Origin of the sequence: Dictyobacter aurantiacus (genome assembly GCF_003967515.1) — a bacterium.
Classification (GTDB): Bacteria; Chloroflexota; Ktedonobacteria; order Ktedonobacterales; family Ktedonobacteraceae; genus Dictyobacter; species Dictyobacter aurantiacus.
In genome coordinates, this window is sequence record NZ_BIFQ01000001.1 from 1352265 (window position 1) to 1375319 (window position 23055).

General features: G+C 51.7%; 18 protein-coding genes. 10 read left to right on the forward strand and 8 right to left on the reverse strand.

Features of this window, described 5'->3' with window-relative positions; all coding sequences use genetic code 11:
- Positions 1-77: 77 nt before the first annotated feature.
- The 5 genes from KTT_RS05465 to KTT_RS05485 all read left to right on the forward strand — a co-directional run bounded on the left by KTT_RS05465 (position 78) and on the right by KTT_RS05485 (position 6838).
- Positions 78-1388 carry a zinc-binding metallopeptidase family protein gene (locus KTT_RS05465; RefSeq protein ID WP_126595018.1) on the forward strand — a complete coding sequence of 437 codons (1311 nt, stop codon included), beginning with the start codon at positions 78-80 and terminating at the stop codon, positions 1386-1388.
- A 373-nt stretch (positions 1389-1761) separates the two neighbouring features.
- Positions 1762-2940, forward strand: coding sequence for a glycosyltransferase family 4 protein (locus KTT_RS05470; RefSeq protein WP_126595019.1), 1179 nt, complete (start codon positions 1762-1764; stop codon positions 2938-2940).
- Positions 2941-3029: 89 nt separating this feature from the next.
- The gene (locus KTT_RS05475; RefSeq protein ID WP_160145661.1) at positions 3030-4577 is read left to right on the forward strand and encodes a sugar transferase; all 1548 of its coding nucleotides are present in this window, start codon (positions 3030-3032) and stop codon (positions 4575-4577) included.
- Between the two features lies 1 nt (position 4578).
- Complete coding sequence (locus tag KTT_RS05480) at positions 4579-5706, forward strand: glycosyltransferase (RefSeq protein ID WP_126595021.1); 1128 nt, start codon at positions 4579-4581, stop codon at positions 5704-5706.
- Positions 5707-6097: 391 nt separating this feature from the next.
- Complete coding sequence (locus KTT_RS05485; protein ID WP_126595022.1) at positions 6098-6838, forward strand: hypothetical protein; 741 nt, start codon at positions 6098-6100, stop codon at positions 6836-6838.
- Positions 6839-7014: 176 nt separating this feature from the next.
- Here KTT_RS05485 and KTT_RS05490 read toward each other — a convergent pair whose 3' ends face one another.
- Positions 7015-8226: an acyl-CoA dehydrogenase family protein gene (locus tag KTT_RS05490; RefSeq protein WP_126595023.1), complete on the reverse strand. Its 1212-nt coding sequence runs from the start codon at positions 8224-8226 to the stop codon at positions 7015-7017.
- 521 nt (positions 8227-8747) lie between these two features.
- Here KTT_RS05490 and KTT_RS05495 point away from each other — a divergent pair.
- Complete coding sequence (locus KTT_RS05495; RefSeq protein WP_126595024.1) at positions 8748-9395, forward strand: glucosaminidase domain-containing protein; 648 nt, start codon at positions 8748-8750, stop codon at positions 9393-9395.
- 77 nt (positions 9396-9472) lie between these two features.
- On the opposite strand, the gene KTT_RS05500 is transcribed toward KTT_RS05495, so the two are convergent.
- A complete protein-coding gene (locus KTT_RS05500; RefSeq protein WP_126595025.1) occupies positions 9473-10348 on the reverse strand; it encodes a CHRD domain-containing protein in 876 nt (291 codons plus the stop codon).
- Positions 10349-10571: 223 nt separating this feature from the next.
- Between KTT_RS05500 and KTT_RS05505 the strand changes: the two genes are divergently transcribed.
- The gene (locus KTT_RS05505; protein WP_126595026.1) at positions 10572-11783 is read left to right on the forward strand and encodes a tRNA dihydrouridine synthase; all 1212 of its coding nucleotides are present in this window, start codon (positions 10572-10574) and stop codon (positions 11781-11783) included.
- Positions 11784-12218: 435 nt separating this feature from the next.
- Here the strand turns inward: KTT_RS05505 and KTT_RS05510 are convergent, their stop codons facing one another.
- Positions 12219-12419 carry a hypothetical protein gene (locus KTT_RS05510; RefSeq protein ID WP_126549160.1) on the reverse strand — a complete coding sequence of 67 codons (201 nt, stop codon included), beginning with the start codon at positions 12417-12419 and terminating at the stop codon, positions 12219-12221.
- Positions 12420-13143: 724 nt separating this feature from the next.
- Between KTT_RS05510 and KTT_RS05515 the strand changes: the two genes are divergently transcribed.
- Both KTT_RS05515 and KTT_RS05520 read left to right on the forward strand, forming a co-directional pair.
- On the forward strand, positions 13144-13860 hold the full coding sequence (locus tag KTT_RS05515) for an SRPBCC family protein (RefSeq protein ID WP_126595027.1): 717 nt from the start codon (positions 13144-13146) through the stop codon (positions 13858-13860).
- A 169-nt stretch (positions 13861-14029) separates the two neighbouring features.
- Positions 14030-14632: a DUF1003 domain-containing protein gene (locus tag KTT_RS05520; protein ID WP_126595028.1), complete on the forward strand. Its 603-nt coding sequence runs from the start codon at positions 14030-14032 to the stop codon at positions 14630-14632.
- A 603-nt stretch (positions 14633-15235) separates the two neighbouring features.
- Here the strand turns inward: KTT_RS05520 and lepA are convergent.
- Positions 15236-17044, reverse strand: a complete 1809-nt coding sequence (lepA, locus tag KTT_RS05525; protein ID WP_126595029.1) for a translation elongation factor 4 — start codon at positions 17042-17044, stop codon at positions 15236-15238.
- The gene (gene mnmA / locus KTT_RS05530) at positions 17041-18222 is read right to left on the reverse strand and encodes a tRNA 2-thiouridine(34) synthase MnmA (RefSeq protein ID WP_126595030.1); all 1182 of its coding nucleotides are present in this window, start codon (positions 18220-18222) and stop codon (positions 17041-17043) included. Before mnmA ends, lepA begins: the two co-directional genes overlap by 4 nt.
- Positions 18223-18806: 584 nt before the next feature.
- Here mnmA and KTT_RS05535 point away from each other — a divergent pair.
- Entirely contained in the window at positions 18807-19223 is a 417-nt protein-coding gene (locus KTT_RS05535) for a hypothetical protein (protein WP_126595031.1), read from the forward strand.
- Between the two features lie 156 nt (positions 19224-19379).
- On the opposite strand, the gene KTT_RS05540 is transcribed toward KTT_RS05535, so the two are convergent.
- The 3 genes from KTT_RS05540 to KTT_RS05550 form a co-directional block, all read right to left on the reverse strand.
- Positions 19380-19661, reverse strand: coding sequence for a hypothetical protein (locus tag KTT_RS05540; protein ID WP_126595032.1), 282 nt, complete (start codon positions 19659-19661; stop codon positions 19380-19382).
- 1109 nt (positions 19662-20770) lie between these two features.
- Positions 20771-21994 (reverse strand): glycosyltransferase, encoded by a 1224-nt coding sequence (locus tag KTT_RS05545; RefSeq protein ID WP_126595033.1) that lies wholly within the window; start codon positions 21992-21994, stop codon positions 20771-20773.
- Positions 21995-22172: 178 nt separating this feature from the next.
- Positions 22173-23009, reverse strand: coding sequence for a hypothetical protein (locus KTT_RS05550; RefSeq protein ID WP_126595034.1), 837 nt, complete (start codon positions 23007-23009; stop codon positions 22173-22175).
- Positions 23010-23055: the final 46 nt, after the last annotated feature.

Consider the following 23055-nt stretch of genomic DNA (forward strand, 5'->3'; position numbering starts at 1 on the left):
TACTCTTTCAGACCGCGGCATGCAAGATATATACACGGCGGTACTAGCAGCGCCATACCAGGAGGGCAAAAGGAGCTATGCCATTGTCGTCAAGCAAGCAGATCCTTTTACAGGCGCTTGATGAGCAGTTCCCTTTGTACCTGCATGATTGGCAATCTATCTCTACTCAAATTTATACTTCACCAGCGCTAAAGATACAAGATATCTGGCTATCACTTTTACGTCATCATGGTTTTTTCGTACAATACCTTGACCCACGTCAGCAAACTCTATATGGCGAGTATATGGTTGAGGCACCACAAACCCTGCTTTTTTATATAAAATACACACCATCAATGGCGATGCAGCAGGTTGCGTTTCCTTTACTCACACATCTGGCGGCTATCCGCGCCTATACCAGTGAACGCGGACCATTTCCCCTCAACATCAAATGGCTGATCGACGGCCAGGACGACGTATCCACCATCACTCTTGCGCAATTGTTCACGCGACATCGTTCCCTGTTACAGGCAGATAACTGTATCCTGTATACCACAAAACATGAAACAGGCAAAGAGGTTATACAATCTGAATTGCTGCTGGGCGTAAAAGGACATTTACAGGCGGAGGTCTCGCTGCGAACCGCGGCCCATTCCATCCCCACAGCCTATGGCGCCATCGCACCAGATGCCGCCTGGCAACTCATCTGGTCCCTGGGCGCGCTTAAGGATGCACGTGAAGATATTTTACTGGAAGGTTTTTATGATGACTTACAGGCGCCGGAAGATGAGGTCATCGCATCCATCGCGCAGTTACCAGATACCAGTACAGAGCTTAAACAGGCCTGGGGCACCGAACATCTACTTATGGATATACAGGGGGTCAGGCAACACTACGCCTACTGGCTCACACCTACCTGCACCATTACGCTGCTCACCAGTCCATCAGACCCACAGATCGCTGTAACCGGTGACCGCGATCTCCTGCCAGCACAGGCCCATGCCAGGTTGGATTTCCAGCTCGTACCCGCGCAAGATCCTTATAAAATCTTTACACACCTTCAACACCATTTTGCTACCCATACGTCCTATCCCGTTCAGTGCCGCCTGCTGTCGGCCAGCCGACCTATCACTATCTCGGCCAGAGAACCACTGGTACAGCGATGGCAGCAGGCGATCGACGGCGCCGCGCCGCAGCCCTCATTACTGCTGCCACTGGCGAGCGACCTGTATGGCTACGCCTTGATCAGCGATCAACTGGCGTGTCCCACCATGGGGATCGCCCTCCCTATATTATCTGACGCGGCTCTTGAGGAACAACTACGTGTACAGATGAAACAGCATGTACTTTTTCTCACCAGTTATGATAAGCCAACACCTGACCAGTCCAACCGGAGATCAAGCCATTAGTTCCATTTACTAGGCCATTTGTGGATAGCAGAGTATACTGAGATATGTGCATGTTGCTCACAATCAACATGTTACCTGCGCATTTTTTCTATAGAAAATGCATACGCTGCAAGCGCAACAGGGTGATACCTACCTTTCCTATTTATTTCCACCCTGCATGCTTGTGAGAGGCGCAATGTAGACCATACTTCTAATGCAGATAATAAAGTGGAGGATCAGAGGTCAAAACAGCAGGTATTGTGACCACGTAAAAATCAAAGACGTTATAAAGCAGTAACATCTAGCGGAAAATGTCATCACTTATATAACATCTTTGCCAATCTTCTGTAATATTCACTGGCGTTAGAAGTCTGATGAGGAGAACACAACGAGAATGCACATTGGCATCAATGCACAGTTGTTATCCTACGGTCAGAGCTATCGCAATGGTGGTGTCAGCCGGTATATCCGCTATTTGCTGACACAAATTGCCAGGCAGCCGGGGAATCACACCTATACGATATTTGTAAACGGACAGGATGTCATTGAGCAGTTGGAACACCATCCGCAGATTACCTTTCTGGCTGCTCCGTGGCCCGAGTCCAGGCCCGCAGCCCGTATCGCCTGGGAACAATTAACGCTGCCCAGGCTGGTGCGCCAGCATCAGATCGATGTGCTCCATTCTCCTGTCAATGTACGGCCTGAGCTCTTACCAGCTCGTTGCGCGAGCGTCGTTACGCTGCACGACCTGGCATTTCTGCGCTTCCCACATGTGCTCACACCGGCCAAACGCCTGTATCACCAGACATTTACGTTGCGAAGCTTAAAGCGCGCCACGCTCCTGATTACAGTATCCGAGAGCACAAAACGAGATGTTCATGAGCTGGTAGGGATTTCATATGAGCGTATCCAGGCTATCTATCCGTGTATCGACGAGCGTTTTTCGAACGTTTCTATAGAAGATAAATTAGATACATTCCGCGAAAAATATGGTGTTGCGGAGGGTTTTATCTTATACCTGGGTACTTTAGAACCCCGTAAGAATATCACTACCCTACTTGATGCCTATGCGCAATTGCGGCAGCAACACCATATTCGTGAGAAACTGGTGCTGGCAGGGGGCAAAGGCTGGCTCTACGATACCATCTTCGCCAGGGTCCGTCAGCTTGGCCTGGAGCAAGATGTTTTGTTCCCCGGCTTTGTCCCCGACGATGAGCAGGCGTTGTGGTATAAAAGCGCTTCCGTCTTCGCTTACCCTTCGTTGTATGAGGGGTTCGGCATTCCGGTGGCGGAAGCTCTGGCCTGCGGGACGCCGGTGGTCACCTCGAATGTATCAAGCTTACCAGAGGCCGGGGCGGGGCTGGCTCTGTGTGTTGATCCACAGGATGTAACCGCGTTGAGCGCCGCGCTCTACCAGGCATTAACCGATCAAACCTTGCGTGAACGTTGTCAGTGTCAGGCGACCATGGTCGCTCAACAATTTTCAGCCCGGACCATGGCGAAAAAGACGATCGCAGCATATGAACTGGCTGCCAAAATACATCATTCACAACGTATAACGTTTGTTCAATAGTATGAGATAGTATAAAATATATGGCTCGAATTATACAGAACAACGAATCAGCGCCAGCCGCGAGGACCACAACCGAGGTAACACATGAAATGGGCGGAGCAACAGGACCAATCACGAAGGTTATCTCTGAACGCAGGTCTATACGCCGCCATTGGCGTATCGCCGAAACCATCTTTATGGTCGTGCTCGATATACTGCTGACCCTTTTGGCCTGTTACGGTGCCTATCGCCTGCGCTTTAAAACACTTTTGCATAACCCGATGCTGGAGGGGTTAAAATTCCAGATCTTTGGCTATTATACTGGCGCGGCTCCTGATAATAACCAGCAATTCTCCTCATATATGCCACTGTGGGCAGGCGTGATCGCGGGATTAATCATCATCTTTGCGGTGCGCCGCCTGTATCATATCCGCCTCACGGGTAACTCGTTCCGCCAGGCCTGGTTAATTATTACTTCGACCACCATCGGGATGGCCTTTTTAATCACGTACTTTTTCTTTTTCCAAAACAACAATCAGTATGATCCCGATACCCTGATACCCAATTCACGTCTGTTGATTCCGTTTATCTGGTTTACGACGATCATTGTGCTGATCGCCGGTCGCCTGGCGGTCGCGGGTGTGATGGGTCTGCTCTACCGCATGGGACTGGGAGAGACGCGCGTGCTGGTCGTGGGCTCGGGCCGCCTTGGCAAAATGGTGATGCAGTGCCTGGCCGCCAGCCCCAATCTGGGCTTTTCCGTGGTTGGCTTCCTGCACGATATGACCGAGCCGCCTGGAGACTTTGGTCGCTTTAAAATGCTGGGCACCATCGATGACATCGGAATGGTTATTCGTTCAATGCAGGTGGATGAGGTAATTATCGCGCTCCCGTCACATCTCAATAATCATGCCATCCGCAGCGTGCGGCTCTGTGAGCGCCTGGGCGCCTCCTTTAAGCTGATCCCCGATCTCTATGAGCTCAATCTCTCCCGCATTGATATGGAAAGCATCGAGGGCATCCCGCTGCTGGGTATTCGGCAGGCTTCGCTCAATACGCCACAGCGTGTTATCACGCGCACTATCGACATCGTCCTCTCAACTCTGGGATTGATCATTGGCTCACCGCTCTATCTCTGTATCGCGCTGGCCATCGCGTTTACATCACCTGGCCCCATTATCTACAGGCAGGAACGGGTAGGATTAAACGGCACACCTTTTAAGATGTTCAAATTCCGCTCGATGTATAAAGACGCCGATCAACGCCTGGCTCAACTCCTCAGTCAGAATGAGGCCCAGGGACCCATCTTTAAGATGCGCGAAGATCCACGCGTCACGTCGGTGGGCCGCTTTCTTCGCCGCACCAGTCTGGATGAAATTCCTCAACTATTGAACGTGCTCCGAGGCGAGATGAGTCTGGTCGGACCACGACCACCTCTGCCACGCGAGGTGGCTCAATATGAGGAGTGGCAGAAGGGGCGCCTGGCGATCAAACCCGGCTGCAGCGGTCTCTGGCAGGTACGCGGTCGCAGCAATATCAGCTTCGATGAAGGCGTGCTGATGGATATCTACTATATCGAAAACTGGTCCCTGCGCCTGTACATACAGATCCTTCTGCGCACCATTCCAGCCATCTTATTCAGCCGAGGAGCATATTAACGTGAAAGTAGCATTAGTGCATGACTACCTCAATCAAATGGGGGGGGCCGAGCGTGTGGTGCTGGCGTTTCATGAGATTTTTCCAGAGGCGCCTCTTTATACCTCAATCTATGATCCTAAACGTGTCGATCCTGCATTCCAGAAGATGGATATTCGCACGTCCTTTATGCAGAAATTACCCCTGGTAACCAGGCATCATCAACCCTACCTGCCGCTGTATCCATTCGCGATGGAGAATCTGGATCTACGCGGCTATGACCTGGTGTTGAGCAGTTCGAGCGCCTTCGGTAAAGGGGTGATTACACGGCCAGAAACAATGCACATCTGCTATTGCCACACTCCTATGCGCTGGTGCTGGAATTACCAGGAATACGTTGAGCGTGAGCAGCTGGGAAAAGTGGCCCGTGGCGTGCTGCCGTTTTTAATTACCGGCCTGCGCGTATGGGACCAGACTAGCGCTCAGCGGGTAGATCATTTTATCGCCAATTCGCCCGCGATTGCCGAGCGGATCCGCAAATATTATCGGCGCGAGGCCGCCTATATTCCACCACCGGTGGATACAAAACGCTTCCCGTTCGAACCCGATATGCTGCCAGGAGACTATTTCCTGGCCGTTAGCCGCCTCATTCCATATAAAAGGCTGGACCTGGCGATCGAGGCGTGCAATCGCCTCCAATTGCCACTGGTCATCATTGGTGGGGGTCGCGATGAAGAACGCCTGAAGCGGCTGGCTGGCCCTACCATTCGCTTCATGGGGCGCCTCTCAGATGAAGAGGTCATCTACTACTTCCAGCATTGTCGCGCCTTCCTCTTCCCAGGCGAGGAAGATTTCGGTATTACGCCTCTGGAGGCTCAGGCCTGCGGTCGTCCGATTATCGCTTATGGGGCGGGAGGCGCCCTGGCATCTATCATTGATGGCGTAACAGGCGTCTTTTTCCAGGAACAGACGGTAGAGAGCCTGGCAAGCGTTCTCGCGACCTTTGATGAGCGCCACTTTGATCCACAGGTGATCCACAATCACGCGCTCGAATTCGATAACTCGCGCTTTAATCGCCGCATCCTCCAGTTTATTGAAGCCAAGATGCAAGAGAGCAAGGGGGCACCAGTATTCTCGGCCAATAAGCATTAAGAGGGCTTTCGTACCTGCGCTGCTCACGTTTTTTGTATGGGAGTGCATCGGGCCGCAGCTGCGGCCCGATGCACTCCCATACAAAAAACGTGAGCAGCCTGTGTTATCACCCCTGCAGTGCCCGGCTTACTAGCAACTAAGTACATCTGGTTGACAGTGGAAATTAGAGCCTTTATAGTAAAACAGGTTTATTGGATTGCGGAGTAAACTAAAAAAAGATAGATGTACTCTGCTATTTCCATATGTAAAGTATGCAGTGCGGCTTGAGCACTCTAATATAAAAATATTTCATGGCCAGCCAGACAGTGCTTGCATCCGCAATGCGATATTGCCAGCCCACTGGCCCCCTGGCACATCAGAACAAAACTTGCGACATATGAGGAGGAAACGCATGCAAGAACGAGAGAATCAGGAGAGTGGGTCGTTTAAAAAACCATCAACTCAGGGCCTTCCCTCTCTCAATGGCACAAATAAACAGCGCACCGTCTTACGCAATCCCGATGAGGGCACCAGTAAGCATCAGGCCATTCAAAAGGTGATCTCGCAAAAAACCAGTGAGCATCGCGCTATACCCAGGCGCCCGGCAGGTATGGCACGGGTAGATACACCTCCTGAAACAACTCGTGTGCCACGCCCTATCCATGAGGAGCCAGCTCCTCAGAAGCTGCGCAAACGTATTGTAATGTTTGGGGGAATCTTTCTTATTTTAGCCATAGTAGCTGGACTGGTCGGTTATTTTCTAGCCACAGGCATATTCGCCAGCGCGCCCGCCAGCACAACCGCAGCCGATTTCTTGGACGCTCTAAACACAAAAAATTATGACCAGGCGTACAAAGATCTCGGGCCCGCGATTACGATTCGGACATCACAGGACCAGTTCACCAGGCAGGCGCAAATTCTTGATACCTGCTATGGACCGGTGCAAGACTACAGCGAAGTCCCAAATAGCGCTCAGGTAACCGATAACAGCCAGGTCTACACCTACACCGTTAAGCGCATCAAGAATAAAACTACGGTCCCCTACAAGCTGCAGATTACGCTGCAGAAAGATCTTGATGACGGTACCTGGAAAGTTACCGACTATAGCAACAATATGGGTCCCGGCCAACCCGTACCGGCCTGTAGTAAGTAGGGATGTCAGGCACACTTTTTCCGGGTGCGAGTGAGCGTTCCCACGAGTTCTATTGGTGCATGGGCGCATCCGCGCCCCCATGCACCAATAGAAAAACACCCTTTCTCAATGCTGAAGGGGATGCAGCGCTGAATACGCTGCATCCCCTTCAGCATTTTTTGTTGCCATCTGGTGACTCAGGAAAAAGCGCTCTCTCCAGTGATAGCCTGACCGATGATCAAAGTATGGATGTCATCGGTGCCTTCATAGGTGAAGACTGATTCCAGGTTGTTCATGTGGCGGATAATAGGATACTCAAGCGTAATACCATTGGCACCCAGGATCGAGCGGGCCTCGCGCGCGGCATGCAGCGCTTCACGCACATTATTGCGCTTGGCGATAGAGATCTGCACAGGATGCAGCAGTCCCTGGTCCTTGAGGCGTCCCAGTTGTAAGACCAGTAACTGACCCTTAACAAGTTCGGTCGCCATTGTCACCAGTTTCTGCTGAACCAGTTGGAAGCGGGCAATGGGCTGCTGAAACTGTTCGCGGGTCTTGGCGTAATCCAGAGCCGTCTCATAACAGGCCCTCGCCGCTCCAACCGCTCCCCAGGCGATACCAAACCGCGCTTCATTTAAGCAGGATAGCGGTCCACGCATCCCTCGGATGTTGGGCAGCATATTCTCAACCGGAACACGACAGTCCTCAAAATGCAACTCAGAAGTCACAGAGGCCCGGAGTGAAAGCTTGCGGTGAATATTACTGGTGGTAAAACCAGGGGTGCCACGCTCGACCAGGAAGCCACGAACACCATCTTCTGTGCGCGCCCACACCACTGCCACATCAGCAATACCGCCATTGGTAATCCACATTTTGTTGCCGTTAAGAACGTAAGAGGAGCCATCACGACGCGCGGTGGTGCGCATATTGCCCGCGTCGCTACCGATATCTGGCTCTGTCAGTCCAAAGCAGCCGATGACCTCACCTTTAGCCATCGCCGGTAACCAGCGCTGCTTCTGCTCCTCTGAACCGAAGGCAAAAATAGGGAACATGGCCAGCGAGCCCTGTACTGAAACAAATGAGCGGATACCGCTATCGCCCGCCTCCAGTTCCTGGCAGGCCAGGCCATAGCAGACCGCGCTCAGGCCTGCGCAGCCATAGCCATCTAAATGCATTCCCAGCAGACCCAGGTCGGCCAGTTCGGGAATCAGTTCACGTGGGAAAGTGCCAGCCTCAAAGTGCTCTCCAATTACTGGCATGACGCGCTCACGCACGAATTTGCGCACGGTATCGCGTACCATACGCTCTTCATCGGATAAGAGCGTGTCGAGCGCGTATAAATCGGTTGCCGCAGGCAGCGGCGCCTGTGCAGTTCCATGGGGGTTGGCTACGGGGGGCCGTTCAGTCATAAAATCGTTCCTCTCCAGACAATGCCTGTCCATGTGTATACAGCGAGCTATTCAACAGTAAATATCTCGTCAGCCCTTTTATTATAGCGTATATTCACCGTTATATGCTGACCAGTAACGCATAACTACGTGTATGTTGGCACCTGCAGTGCTCAGAATGAGTCTGACTCCCGTCACCCTGAGGCACGAGCGCCAGCACATAATCAGAAGTTGTATAGATTGGGACAGCCGGAGGCGCTGCGCCCCTACAGGTATAGGTTTTTTGGAGCGGGGTCCAGGGGCGGCAGCCCATGGTGGGGTTTCAGGGGTGTCCTCTGATTTTCCCTCTCCTTGTGCCGCCGTCAGGCGGCACAAGCGGGTTCAAGGGGCAAGGTCCTTGAAAACCTCTACTTGAAAGGGCGCAGCGCCCCCGGCTGTCCCAATCTATACAACTTCTCCCACACTCCTACCGTAATAGGGATATATGCATTAAAATATAGACATACAATATATCATTACTATAACGTCCAGGAAGGATTAACATGCCCAAGGTTAAAAGAAGGGTCTATCGCGCAACCTATCGCAAGAAACGACCACGTATGACTTTTTCTTCTGCCTTTCGATTTTCCGTGGTCGTCGTGGCCTGTGTAGCAATCGGCATCGGCATCATTAGCATGCTCGTCTCTACTTTGACTCCCCGCCTTGCATCCCGGCTCAATGGATCCGCCGGCCCCTATAACGTCATGGGAAAACCGACGATCAGCGCTGACTTCATCAATGAGGTGCTTGCTCACTATCATTCACCCGCTCAGAATAAAGGTCAGGCACTTTACGATGAAGGCGTCAAATATAATATCGATCCCGCTTATGCCCTGGCTTTCTTCATGCAGGAGAGTCAGTTAGGGACTCAAGGGGTTGCCAGCGTCACCCATTCGCTTGGCAATATCCGAGCTACCCCAGGCCATCCTAGCTATGATGGATATCGCAAATATGATAGCTGGGAAGAAGGCTTTGAAGATTGGTATCAGCTCATCTCAAAACAATACATCCAGAACTGGGGGCTAACTACCGTCGATCAAATTATCCCCGTCTATGCTCCCAATAGCGATAATAACAATGAGCAACAGTACATCAACTCTGTTGAATATATGGTTGATCGCTGGCGCAATGGCTCGATAGAGATTTCCTGAGCATATAGAAAGGGGGCCAGAGCACTGACCGGTGCTCTGACTCCCTTTGAGATAACGGTAAGTAGAGTACGTATGACTTAGTGGAGCGAAGTGATATCTCCACAGGCAAATGGATCGTTGTCTGTTTGTGACTTGACGCTTGTCGCGCCCTGGTGAATATTGATGTACCAGCCATTGCGCGGAATGGTGCTAATATTGGGAATGATGGTGGTAGAGATTCCATCACCGGCCGCATTGGCAACCACGGGTTTCAGAGTATACTTGATCGCGCCCTGGCTCGCGCAACTCCCGATATGAATATGAGCCATGTGCTTCGAATTTGGTGCTAATCCCTTCAAGTTGAGCGCGACTGTGAGCGAGTTGTTGTTCACAGTCAACTGTGCATCACCACTGGCGGACTGGTTGGGCGCGAAAGCATTGGCCATCGTCGCCTGGACGTTCTGTGAGAGTTTGGTTGAAACAGTTGGATTAAAGACATTAGAGCAGGTAATCGGCATCGCCTGAGCGCTGCTATCCATAGAAGGTCCGTTACTTACATCGATATACCAGCCAGTCTCAGGAATCCCACCCGTCACATCTTTCACGCGCGTAATCACATCGGCGAAACCGATCTGCGTAGCTTTGACGGATGACAGATTATACACGAGCTTGCCGCCATTTTTACAGCTGCCCGTATTGATATGTGCCGGGTGGGTACTTTTGGGTGTCAGTCCAGTTAAAGCCATATGAACGGTCAACACATGAGACGTATGATCCCACATCAGCTCAACTGTACCAGAGGGGGTGTGCCTCACAATGGCGCTGGCCGAGTTGACGGTCGCACTGGTCGGCGTTGCGGCAGCAGACCCATTGGGGTTATTTCCTGAGTCACATGCCGAGAGCAGCACGAGAACGGCTCCCAGCAACAGGGCAAAATGGATAAATTTTTGCTTAACAAGTTTTTTTGTAAGCATTTTGTCTCCTTTCCCATATTTATGTTCCTGCGCCCATATTATAGCTTTTCACCATTATAATGGCAAATTTAACGTTTTAAATGCAGACGAAGGGTGAAAAGATTGACCATTGGGCAGGAAAACATGTATCATAGAAGGACGAATAGTCATTAGGAACTGATAGTGAAGAGGGTGGCGCACATTTCTTACTTTCGGCGTTGCACCAACAAAGTAGACAAAAATTATGAAGCAAACATCTTTCTGGAATACATTAACACAACCGATCATTGGGTTGGCCCCCATGGATGGTGTAACCGATGCTCCATGCAGAACTATGCATGGTCTGCACGGGCGCCCGGATATTGTGATGACCGAATTCACCAACGTGGAGGGGCTCTGGCGTGGAAGTGAACGCATCTTCCGCGACTTCCTGTATACACCCGCCGAGCGGCCCGTGGTGGCGCAGATCTTTGGCTGTCGCCCGGAATACTTCTATAAAGCGGCCCACGTGGTCTGCGAGCTGGGCTTCGACGGCGTTGATATCAATATGGGCTGCCCCGCCAGCTCCATCGCTAATAAGGGCGGAGGCGCTGCCCTGATCCGCCTGCCTGAGACCGCGAAGGCGATTATCCGCGCGACCCAGCAGGGGGTGCGCGATTGGGCCAACGGGCAGACATTGGAAGATCTGGAGATGGACCCGGCGCGTATCCGCAGCATTCGTCAAATGAACGAGGATCGCGCGCGTCTATGGGGTGAGCCACTCGTATATGAACGCCGCCTGCTACCGGTCTCGGTAAAAACCCGCCTGGGCTACGATTCGATCGTGGTCAAGGATTGGATGCAGGAACTGCTGGAGTTGGAGCCTGCGGTCATCTCGCTGCATGGGCGCACTCTGATACAGCACTACAAAGGCGAGGCGAACTGGGATGCTATCGCCAGCGCCGCCGAGGTCGTACGCAAAACCGATACGCTCATTCTCGGGAATGGAGATATCCATAGCCTCTACCAGGCGGCTGAACGCATTCGCACCACGGGCGTCAATGGGGTGCTCATCGGACGCGCAACCTTCGGGAACCCGTGGCTGTTCAAAAACAAAGAGCTGCTCAAGAAGCTGCTGCACGAGGGCATCAAGCCGACACCGGAAAATCTGCCCGATGTCATACCCACACGCGAAGAGCGCCTGCTGATGGCCCTTGAGCATGCTCGAACGCACGCCAGGATGAAGGGACAGGACCACTATGTCGAGATGCGTAAACATATGGGCTGGTATCTGGGGCACTTTCCCGGAGCCAAACGCGTGCGCAACGAACTGGTACGCATCAACAATCTGGCCCAGGTAGAGGAGATTATCCAACGCGCCCTTGATCAGCCAGAGGAGATCGACGACCCGGAGATCGCGGCGGCCCCACCCATCGAAGTCCACGACACCTCACTGGACCTCAGCTGCACCGCCTGAGCTTTCGCACCCACGGTGCTCAGGGTTATGTATATATGGATGCATCGGGCGTGCAGATACGCGTCCGATGCATCCATATATACAGCAAGTGCATTTGCGCTGCGAACGGCCATGCGGAGACACATAGGTGCTCCTGCGCCGAAGGCGTGAAATTCTCCAACCACCCAAACATATCCCCCAAAAAGGAAGAGAAGAGCGTTCATTTAATAAATGAACGCTCTTCTCTTCCTTTTGCTCAGGCTTTTCTTCATAAGACACAGTTTCTGGATAGATCACAAAGGATAACGTGCTCACAACCACCCTGGGTGACACGGCCTTACCGGTATAAAACAAACATTGGGACATATCCCATAGGATGCGCCAACTTTGGAGACGGGATATGTATACGTAGAGATCGCTGTGGCTGTGTATTGAATAAAAACCGCCTGAACACAGTTAGACGAGAACACCCTCGATCTCGCCAACCAGTTTCTGGATTTCGCGCAAGCGCTGTTCGGCAATTTCAACGTTCTCCAAAGCCTGCGCCAAAATACGTGCTTCGAGCGATGGATACGTTTCGACAATCTCGGGATCAATAGAGCCGCCCAGCAGCTCTAGAGCGCGGCTCAAATTGTTTTCCAAGGTTCCAATTGACATGCGTGTTACCTCTCCAAAGCATAGAATTCAGATACTACCAATGGGACAATCTATATAAACAGTGTCTCACCAGGAACAAACGCGCTCTCCATACTACCTTTTACTACGTAAGCACATGCTCAATAGTTACACCGATGAGCACGTGGTTGTGCTTGACTCTATGTTTATATTACACGAGACGCCAACAGAGTTTTGAATCCCCCCCTACCTCTTCCTGGTGATACACAGCACTGTGGTATTACAGAATTACTTTACTTCTCGATAAACCTTTATTCATCTGGGTCATGTCCGGATCTACGTAGTGTGATGATTCGATTACCCTATCTGAGTAATGTTTGGATCTACGTAGGGCGATGGTTCGATTCTTTTTCTTGCAAATTATATGTTCCGTCAGCATAATACCAGGGTTTTTCAGACAATACAACAAACAGGTACCTCTGTGCTTAGATTCTTGCTAAAAGTTGTGTTTCTTAACCAGCAGCATCCTGCTGTTATGATCATATGTGCTGGCGCAATACCCTTTAGTCCATCCACTCCTGACCACCATACCCTGGCGTTACAGCAAAGGTGAATATATAACTATACAGCGTGGAATATTTTGAAGCTATCCACAAACCAGTTTCGTATAAAAAGGGATGTCAATAGATTGGTAACACACGATTAGCATGAATTGCATGTTTTACTCCCTGCATATGTGCAGGTGTTCAGTGAAAGAAGGATATATATGGCTAAGAATTATTCAACCCACAGTGCAGAAGTTACGGTCAACGCCCCTGTTCACCAGGTGTATGCGTTGTTTAGCCACTTCAATGACTTCCCTAAATTCATGAGCTTTGTCAAAGAGGTTACCTATCATGATGACCAATCGAGCCATTGGGTAGCTGATGTTGTTGGACAACACGAGTGGGATGCGGTCAACGAGGAGTGGATACCCGATCAGCAGATTGGCTGGCGCTCAACCAATGGTCTGGAGAATTTTGGTAAAGTGACCTTTACGCCAGTCTCTAGCGATCAGACGCGGGTCAATGTCAACATCAATTATGATCCCCCCGCAGGCGTGCTGGGTGACGCGGGCGAAAAGTTGGGTGCTGGCAACCGCTTCCAGCAGGCATTAGAACACGACCTGGCCCACTTTGGTGAGATGGTCAATCAGGCCCCCGCAGGCGCCCTGGATCCTACGTCCTCCAACTACCTGTTTCATGAGGATAGCGCCGCCAGCAAGGGACGCACCACCGGCCGACAGAATGAGACCATGCAGGAAGATGCGAACTACAATCGCACCTCCACCGGTATGCCCACCATGGATCGGGATATTACAGGCACCACCAACGATCGCCTGGCCGCCAACGATATCGACACTGGCGCCATTCCAGTCGAGCCGAACGCCATTACCCCCGATCAAAGCACGCGCATCGAAAGAGATCGCGGCACCAACTACTAATCCATCGGCTCGCTTTCTACGTTCCCAGGAGCAGATACGTCCAGGCGTATCTGCTCCTTCTTTACACTTCTTCCCATTACCCCAGGAAGATATAATAAGGGCTACATAGAAACATTCGCAATGACAATAACTTCCATCAACCAGTAGAAAGAGGGCTCGTTTATACCTTATGAGCAAAAGAAAGCAACAACCACAGCAACCACAGGATATAGAGCAGGAAGAGAAAAATCTTACGAAACTGCTAGATATCGTTGAAAAAGATATCGATAACCTGGTGGCCATCCGCCTCTCAGCGGAACGCGAAGCAGATAGACACCAGCATTTAATTGAGAGGGTCACCTTTAATCTTCTCGGTCGACCATATACCCTCTATGCCATTATGCTTATTGTGCTCTGCTGGATCATCTATAACATTATATGTCCGATTTTCGGACTACAACGACTGGACCCACCTCCGTTTTCGGATCTGCAGGGGATGGTGAGCTTTATCGCCTTACTGACAACGACAGCGGTTCTCATCACGCAGAATCGACAGGGGAGATTGAATGATCAGCGCTCTCATCTGGATCTTGAGATGTCCCTGCTGGTCGAACGTAAGGTCAGTAAAGTCATCGAGTTGCTTGAAGAACTACGCCAGGATATTCCACAGGTAAAAGACCGCCGTGATCCCCAGGCGGAAGTGATGAAAGAAAGCGCGGATCCGGCCGAGGTTCTCTCTACCTTTCAACAAAATTATGAAGAGGTGGTAAACGAGGGGCAATCTCTTTTTTGAGCTGCAAAAACCATGCAGATTGGCCCCATCGCCACTGACTATGCAGCATATAAATAAGAAAGTGCTCATAAATTCCATGGAAAAACCCTTGACTTCTACGAAATGAGATGGTAATGTTTAACTATTCCAAATGATTAAGGAATACACCAGGGAATAAAAAGACCTTGGCATAAGGCTTGGTCCTTACATAAGTAACCCGAAAGGAGATCTTATGATGTCCATCGATCTTATAAGAACCACGAAGAAACCAATTCGCGTGTTTGGAGTTGTATTTCAAATTGACTAGGAGCGCCCGTAAATGCGGGCTTTTCCGGCACCTCCAGGCGTTTACCTTCCCGTCTTGACAGGTCTTGCTGACCTGATCACGCCATGACGCGCTCTATACGTCGTCGGGTAAGGGTAAAGGTATCTGGAGGTATATCGCTACTACTTTTTTAGCGATACTCCGTTCGGATTAGTCAGTTGATTTAAACACGGGAGTTGTGAAGAACAAAAAAGAGACACGATGAGCTAGATAACCGTGATTATCTAGCTCTCTTTTTTATATCAGTAAAGACATGGAGCGCGGCCCGCGGGCCGCGCTCCATGTCTTTACTGATATTTTTATTCTTTACCGAGGGAGAGGACGGCCATGAAAGCTTCCTGGGGAATCTCTACACTGCCAACCATCTTCATGCGCTTCTTGCCCTCTTTTTGTTTTTCAAGCAGCTTACGCTTGCGGGAGATGTCGCCGCCATAACATTTGGCCAGCACGTCTTTACGCATGGCTTTCACGGATTCACGGGCGATGACCCGTGATCCGATCGCGGCCTGGATGGGTACCTCGAATAGCTGGCGCGGAATAAGGCCGCGCAGCTTTTCTACCAGGGCTCGCCCCTGATAGTAGGCGCTTTCACGATGTAAGATCAATGAGAGCGCGTCCACCGGAACACCGTTGACCAGAATATCCATCTTGACCAGGTCTGAAGCTCGATAGGAGCCAAAGTTGTAGTCGAGCGAAGCGTAACCCTGGGTGCGCGATTTTAACTGATCATAGAAGTCGACGATCAATTCCGCCAGTGGAATATCATAGGTCATCAGCACGCGCTCGGCCTCGATATACTTCAGGTCTTTGTAGATACCACGCTTGGAAGTGACGAGCTCCATGATGGTGCCGATATAGCGCGATGGTGTAAAGATGGAGATATCCATGTAGGGCTCCTCGATCTGCTCAATCTCCCCGAAATTGGGCATCTCGGATGGATTATGGACCTCAACCACTTCTCCGCCAACTCTGGTGACGTGATATTCCACACTGGGAGCCGTCGCCAGCATATCCAGGTTGTATTCACGCTCTAGCCGCTCCTGAATGATCTCCATGTGCAACAGTCCCAGGAAACCGCAGCGAAAGCCAAAGCCCAGAGCATTCGATGTTTCCGGCTCATAATAGAGGGCGGCATCATTGAGCTTCAAACGATCCAAAGCCTCGCGCAGTTCGGGATAGTCATTGCTATCTACCGGATACAGACCGGCGAAGACCATTGGCTTGGCGGGCTGATAACCTGGCAAGGGCTCAATGCTCCCCAGGGCGGACGGCACAGTCACAGTGTCACCAACCTGGCAGTCCTTGACATTTTTAAAGCCAGTCGCGATATACCCTACCTCGCCGGTGGTCAACGTTTTCGTCGATACCAGCCTCGGCTGGAAACAGCCAACCTCCAGAATCTCGGCTGAACTGCCGGCTGCCACCATATTCAGGCGCTCCCCTTCGTGAAGCTGACCATCCACGACACGCACATACGCGATAACCCCTTTATAGGCATCATAGTGCGAGTCAAAAACCAGGGCGCGCAGGGGAGCATCCAGGCCGCCTTTAGGCGGTGGCACCATTTTAATGATGGCCTCCAGAATATCCTGGGTGCCGATACCTTCCTTGGCGGATGCCAGGATACATTCCTCCTGTGGTAGGCCAATGATGTCCTCGACCTCTTGCTTTACCCGCTCGGGCTCAGCACTGGGAAGATCGATCTTATTGATGACGGGGATAATCGACAGATCAGCTTCCAGGGCCAGGTAGAGGTTCGCCAGCGTCTGGGCCTCGACCCCCTGTGTGGAGTCGATAACCAGCAGAGCCCCTTCACAGGCCGCGAGGCTACGTGAGACTTCATAGGTAAAGTCAACGTGTCCCGGGGTATCGATCAGATTTAATTCATATTCCTCACCATTGAGCGCGGTGTAGCGCATGCGCACAGCCTGCGACTTGATGGTGATGCCCTTCTCGCGCTCCAGTTCCATCTGGTCGAGCGTCTGCTCTAGCAATTCGCGCTTGGAGACCGTGCCGGTAAACTCTAGCAAGCGATCGGCCAGGGTTGACTTGCCGTGGTCAATATGGGCGATGATACAAAAATTTCTAATATGTGCCAGATCCGTCATTCTGCGATAATCCCTCCACACAACACCTCATCACCATCCTCGCCACCATAAAAGACGGCGGCTTGCCCTGGTGTGATAGCCCGCTGTGGATGTAACAAAGTGACACGCACCTGCTCTCCTCCATCAAGGGGAGTAACAAGTGCCGGCTGCTCAGGAGCCTTATAGCGTACACGCACCCGTGCTTCAAATGGCTCGGTTGGTGTTTCGCCACTGAGATAATGCATCTTACCAACAACAAACTCGCTCTGCTCCAGGGCACTGGCCGGTCCAACCACGAGCATGTTGTTGCTAGCATCAATTTTTAAGACGTGCAACGGATCGCGGGACGTAATGCCCAGCCCTTTGCGCTGTCCAATGGTATAGTATGCCAGGCCGCGATGTCGGCCCAGGGTGTTACCCTGCTGATCAATGATGGGCCCGGGCTTCGGTATTGAGATCAGGCCAGCACCGCGACCAGTGGCTGTGGCAGATCCAACACCCATCAGCTCGGCTTCTTCCTGGCGGCTGGCGGCATAGCGATCGATGAAGCCACGATAGTCGTTCTGAGCTACAAAACAAATTTCCTGACTTTCAGCTTTCGAGGCTACGGTCATGCCACGCTCGGCCGCCATGGCGCGTACTTCCGGCTTGGTATATCCACCTAAAGGGAAGCATGCATGCGACAGTTGCTGCTGATTGAGCACATGCAAAACGTATGACTGGTCTTTCTCGGGATCAACCGCGCGGCGCAAACGGCGCTTGCCGGTGATGGGATGATCGTCGACGCGCACATAATGTCCCGTGGCCAGGTAGTCAGCATTCAAGGCCAGCGCACGGTTGAGCAATACAGTAAAGCGAATATGACGATTGCAGTTCAGACATGGATTGGGCGTGCGCCCCGCTACATAGTCTTCATAGAAGTTGTCAACGATTTTTTCTTTAAATTCTTGTTCGACATTCACCAGGTAGAATGGGATATCAAGCATACGCGCCACACGACGAGCATCGTCAACGGACTCCAGTGAGCAGCATTTGTTCTGTACAACGCGCTCAACGCCGTCATCCTCAGCTTCAATAACACCCGGTTCTGACCAGAGACGCAGCATAATGCCGATCACCTCGTGGCCTTGTTCTTTGAGGAGCGCAGCGGCGACCGAGCTATCTACGCCGCCGCTCATTGCGACGACTATTCGTGCCATGGTAAAAGTTCCTGCTTATTTGTTACTAGTGTGTATGGTAATAATGAGTGTATGTAGAAAAAAGGACTAGCCTCTCGGGGGCTAGCCTTCTGAACCTTTGCAGTAAAATTTGGGTAATGAATGTGTTTTGCCCTTTCTTGCCAACATTAAGAGTAGCACAGCCTGAGACCCTTGTCAAATGACCACAAACAGGCGGTGTCCCTGCCCAGAAACGGCCCCATACGCGTTAACTTATGCCTCTTTCGGCGCCAGAGGGGGAGGTGCAGGAGGGCGACCAGCCCTCCTGCCGGAGTGTGGGGTGTCCCCACACCCCAGCAGGGAGAACCCTGCACCCCTTAAGTTAAAGGTCAATGGGAAACGTCAATAACATCCCATTGGGGATAAACCCTCGACGGTTCACGAGCTTTCGTGTATAATAAGCTACAATGTGCGAGTAAACGCGAGAGGTTGCAGGTGCTAGAGGCCTTGAATGGCACGAGAGCGCGTCTGAAGATGAGCCAAGCGTTACCTAGATCAAGAACCATATAGGCTCGAAGTGTTCGACTTCTTGAACCAGGCAATCGAGCAAGGGAGTAAAAGCCACTATGCCAAAGAAATCAGCAGCTGCGCGCGGTGGAGCGCAATATCAGCGACAAAAAGGGTTTGAACTGGTTCGTCCAGAGGGAGCCACAAACGTGACCTCGACGCCAGATAAAGTTGAGCCCACGGCAAAAAACGTGAAGAAAACACCCATGCCCGCTGCGGCCACTCCGGCTTCTATTCTGGAGCCAGAAACCGATCAGGCAGCGGAGATCCCTACCCCCGTGGTCGCTCCAACCAGCGCATCAGCTCGCCTGGCCGCCCGTCGCCTGGCCGCTCAGAAAGCAGCACAGCAGCGCGCGGGCAACGCGATGGTGACCACTGAGCACTTCGCCTATGTGCGCCGTGATTTAATCACGATCGCGATCCTGGCGACGATTATGGTGGCCGCAATCGTCATCCTCTATTTTGTGCTTATTTAGACTGCACGGTTGTCTGGCTACAGACAACCGGTTGTACCTGAAACAGCTTCTTGATTGACACAAAAAAGATGAGGCCCTGAGAAATAAAATACAGTGCCTCATCTTTGTTGTGAAAAACCTGGCTTCACAGATCGATATCTTTGTGCCAGTAAGAGATCAGTGTGAGAGCGGGCCCGTCCCTAAACCAGAAAGCACCCCGTGACGATGCGCCTCTGGAATGGTTACACCAAGGACGCGCTGCATAGCCATGGTATGGCAGCAATCACCCCAGTCATGGAAGAAGCGGCAGGTGCACTGCCATTCACCATCATCATATCTGGTAGTGTGGACATCATTTTCACCCTGGAATTTCGCTTCAAAACTCGTGAACTGGATGCGCTCTGGCTCTTCTGCATAGCGTTTGGCTTTGGCAATCTTGTTGATCATACTTGAGTTCATAGTTGCACACTCCTTTAAAATTAGCAACCACTCCGTAGCCACTTGCACTGTATTTATAGCTCCGGGGGGAGCATTACATACGTTTATCTCACCGATTGAGCGAAAGAAACCTCGTTGTCCTCCTTCCTTGATAAAAATAAGGATACGTACGTAACAGTGGCAATCCTCCTGGATAGCAAACATAAACCTGAATGTTGATCGATGAGTACGCAGAACCGGTGCGCTCCATGCAAAGGTCCCAATAATAAAAAAGCACCAGGAATTCTCATATTCCTAGTGCGAATTTATGGGGTGATGTTGTTGTCATCCTGTAGTTCAGTCTCCGAGGCAGTCGCAGTCAACCGTAGTAGACCGACAGTTGCTTGCATTGAGACTGTACACATAAGCATTCCACCCTCACCTGACTATTGTAATCAGGTACAAAAACCTGTAAGCCCACCCACGCTGTTAGCACATTGTGGCGTACAGGCTGAACGTCTAAATGGTGATTGTCTCTTACTCTTGCACTTGATTATACCATAGAGATAGGTGAAAGTCCACCCTTGGATAGGTTAATCTACGTCGGTCTAACATTGTATTGAAAATGTAAGGTATATTAACGCGCTTCTTCCTATTTCATCGCGACTAATTACTAACTCAATTCACATTATGCCTGAACAATCGCAGAAAAATTTATACATATACTACTATAATTGTAAGCACTTCGTTTGAAATAAATGGGCGGTTACCGCTAGCGCTTATCCTGCATATGTATATACAATAGCTTTACAGTCGTTAAAGAATGCCTTACTCTCTTTGTGTTAGCGAATGTAAGCGCCTCCTCACGGGCGTCCGCCTACGAGGGCCGCACTGTTCTTTTGTGCTGGTGCATGGCGTCCGCGGACGCCATGCACCAGCACAAAAGTGGCTCCTTCTCTCTAAGTTAGCGAATATAAACGCCCTCGCACAAGCGTGCGTAGAGGTGGCCACATTCATGTTGTATGGTGGTGCAGCAGGGGCGCGTATGACACCCTTGCTGCACCACCATACAACAGCGATTCAGGCCCGTAGGTGCGAAAGCACATGCTGGCCGCAGGCGAGGAACATGAAAGTAAAACCTATGCTCTTGCTTACAGAGCAACCAGGCATTGGCCAACACTGATCAGCTCTTCATATGTGGCGTAGATCTGGCGCGCTACACTTGACCAGGCAAACTGCTGCACTGAAGAGCGCGCGGCCGCGCTCATGCGCGCGCGCAATCGCTCGTCACGCAGCAGCAGGTCCAAACGCTCAGCGAAGAAGCCGGGACAGCGTGGGACGAGGAAGCCGGTTTCGCCGTGCCGCACTACGGTCATCAGGCCTCCAGCACGCGTGGCGACTACAGGAGTGGCGCAGGCCAGCGATTCTACGGCGGCCAGACCAAAGGTCTCATGATATGAGGGCACTACGGTAACGTCGGCCGCGCTATAGAACAGGGGCATCTCTTCCCGTGCGCGCGCTCCCATAAAGCTGACGCGATCTTCAAGCTGCAGGCTGCGCGCCAGGTCCTGTAATGCCTGCCGATCGCTGTCTCCCTCGGGCTTGCCACCAACAATAACCAGCCGGGCATCCTTCTGCATCAAGGCGCCCGCCCGCAGCAGCTGATCGGGTCCCTTAAAGGGATCCAGCCGGCCAACGAACAGAAGAATCGGCTGCTCCAGCGGCAGTCCCAGCCTCCGGCGCGCCCACTGTTTATCGTAAGGCTCGAACAGCTTGAGGTCTACACCGCAGGGGATGACGTCTACCTGGTGCGTGGTGGCGCCGCAGTAGCGCATCATATGGGAACGCTCATCTGCGGTGGCGGCAATAATACGATCGGCCCGGTGAATCAGTTGCTGTTCCATCTCCAGGCGCAACGGCGGCTCTGCCTCGGTGGGATTGGCCAGCTGTTTTAAGCGGCCCAGGGTATGAAACATGGTAATGTGTGGCACGCCCCAATGGCAGGCCAGACGCATCGCAGCGACTCCCGATAGCCAGTAATGGCTGTGGATAATGTCATAGCGGTGATGTTCACGACGGCGAAATTCTTCAATGTGACGAGCAAAGGTAGGGGTGTACTGGTAAAGATCGTTCTTATGCAGTGGGGCAACAGGGCCCGCTTTGATATGAATGATACGCACATTTGGATGCAGTTGTACAACGGTCGGCGTATCTTCCCGGGTGCGACGCGTAAATATATCAACCTGAACGTTCAGGGCGGCCAGTTCCAATGTTAATTCGCGCATATAGACGTTCATGCCTCCAGCATCCTTCGTGCGCCCTGGATTATCCAGCGGCGACGTGTGAATGCTGAGCATGGCAATAGCATACGACATGTCGTAGGGCTCCTCTATTTCTATTGTGGGCTGCAACTAAAGGTTGCAGATACGTGGCCAGCGTCCTTCGCTAGCATAAAGCTGAATTAAGGACATAGGTGCTTCCTCCTTATGTTTCATACCTGTATGAACAAGATCTACTAGAAGCTATATTCCAGAGTCAAACTGAAAAACACATTTAAGCTTCTTTTTCATGCAGCTCACTAATTGCTTCAAACATATCTTCCATATCGACACCTCCCTGCTGAGAGATCTCCTGCATGCAGGCGATCCGACGCTGCAGGGCAGGCTGAAAATCCTGAGGCTTCATACCGATCCAGCCCGCCAGATCTGCCAGCAGAACGGCATCGGCATGCTCAAACGTGTCGTCAAAAGAGTTCCAGAGGGACAGTGGAACCGGAACAATCGCTTCGGGACGGTCGGGATCAGCATGGGGCTGGACAAAATGGGTGCTAAACCAGCGCCGCCGCGCCGGATACGCCCGACCAACCAGGCCGATGTTGATAATCAATCCCAGGCGCCTTACTTCCTCCGGCCGCAGCCGCAGATCGTGTTGATACATATACATTACGTCATCAATCGTGTCGGCGTGGACACTGGTCGCCACGTGGTATCCCTGGGCAGGTAATTGTAAATAGCGCCGCGCGATGCGGCCCCACATATAAATTGGCAGGTGATCGCTGACTTCATTACAAAGCGCATAGGTAGTGGCAGGATTGATATCGGGCAGGCGTGTAAACGAAAAATTTTCATACATGCCGGACATATACGCCAGCGCCGTTCCCTCTGGCAAAAATTGGAGTAGAGCATTGAGTGTCGTGGTCTTACCAACGCCTGGCTGCGGATCAGTCGGGCCCGCGACGGTCAGCGATACCCCATGCTCCAGCAGGAGCCAGACCAGGGCTGCGGTCTCCGCATCGACACTTTGTAACGCAACAATTTGAGCAACTGACAACGGTCGGCGAGACTCGTAATGCCAGTAGTAACGCTCATAGGGATCACGGGGATCAAACATGCTCAATTTCCTTCCAGACACAAGCGGACAGTGCTTGAAACAAACG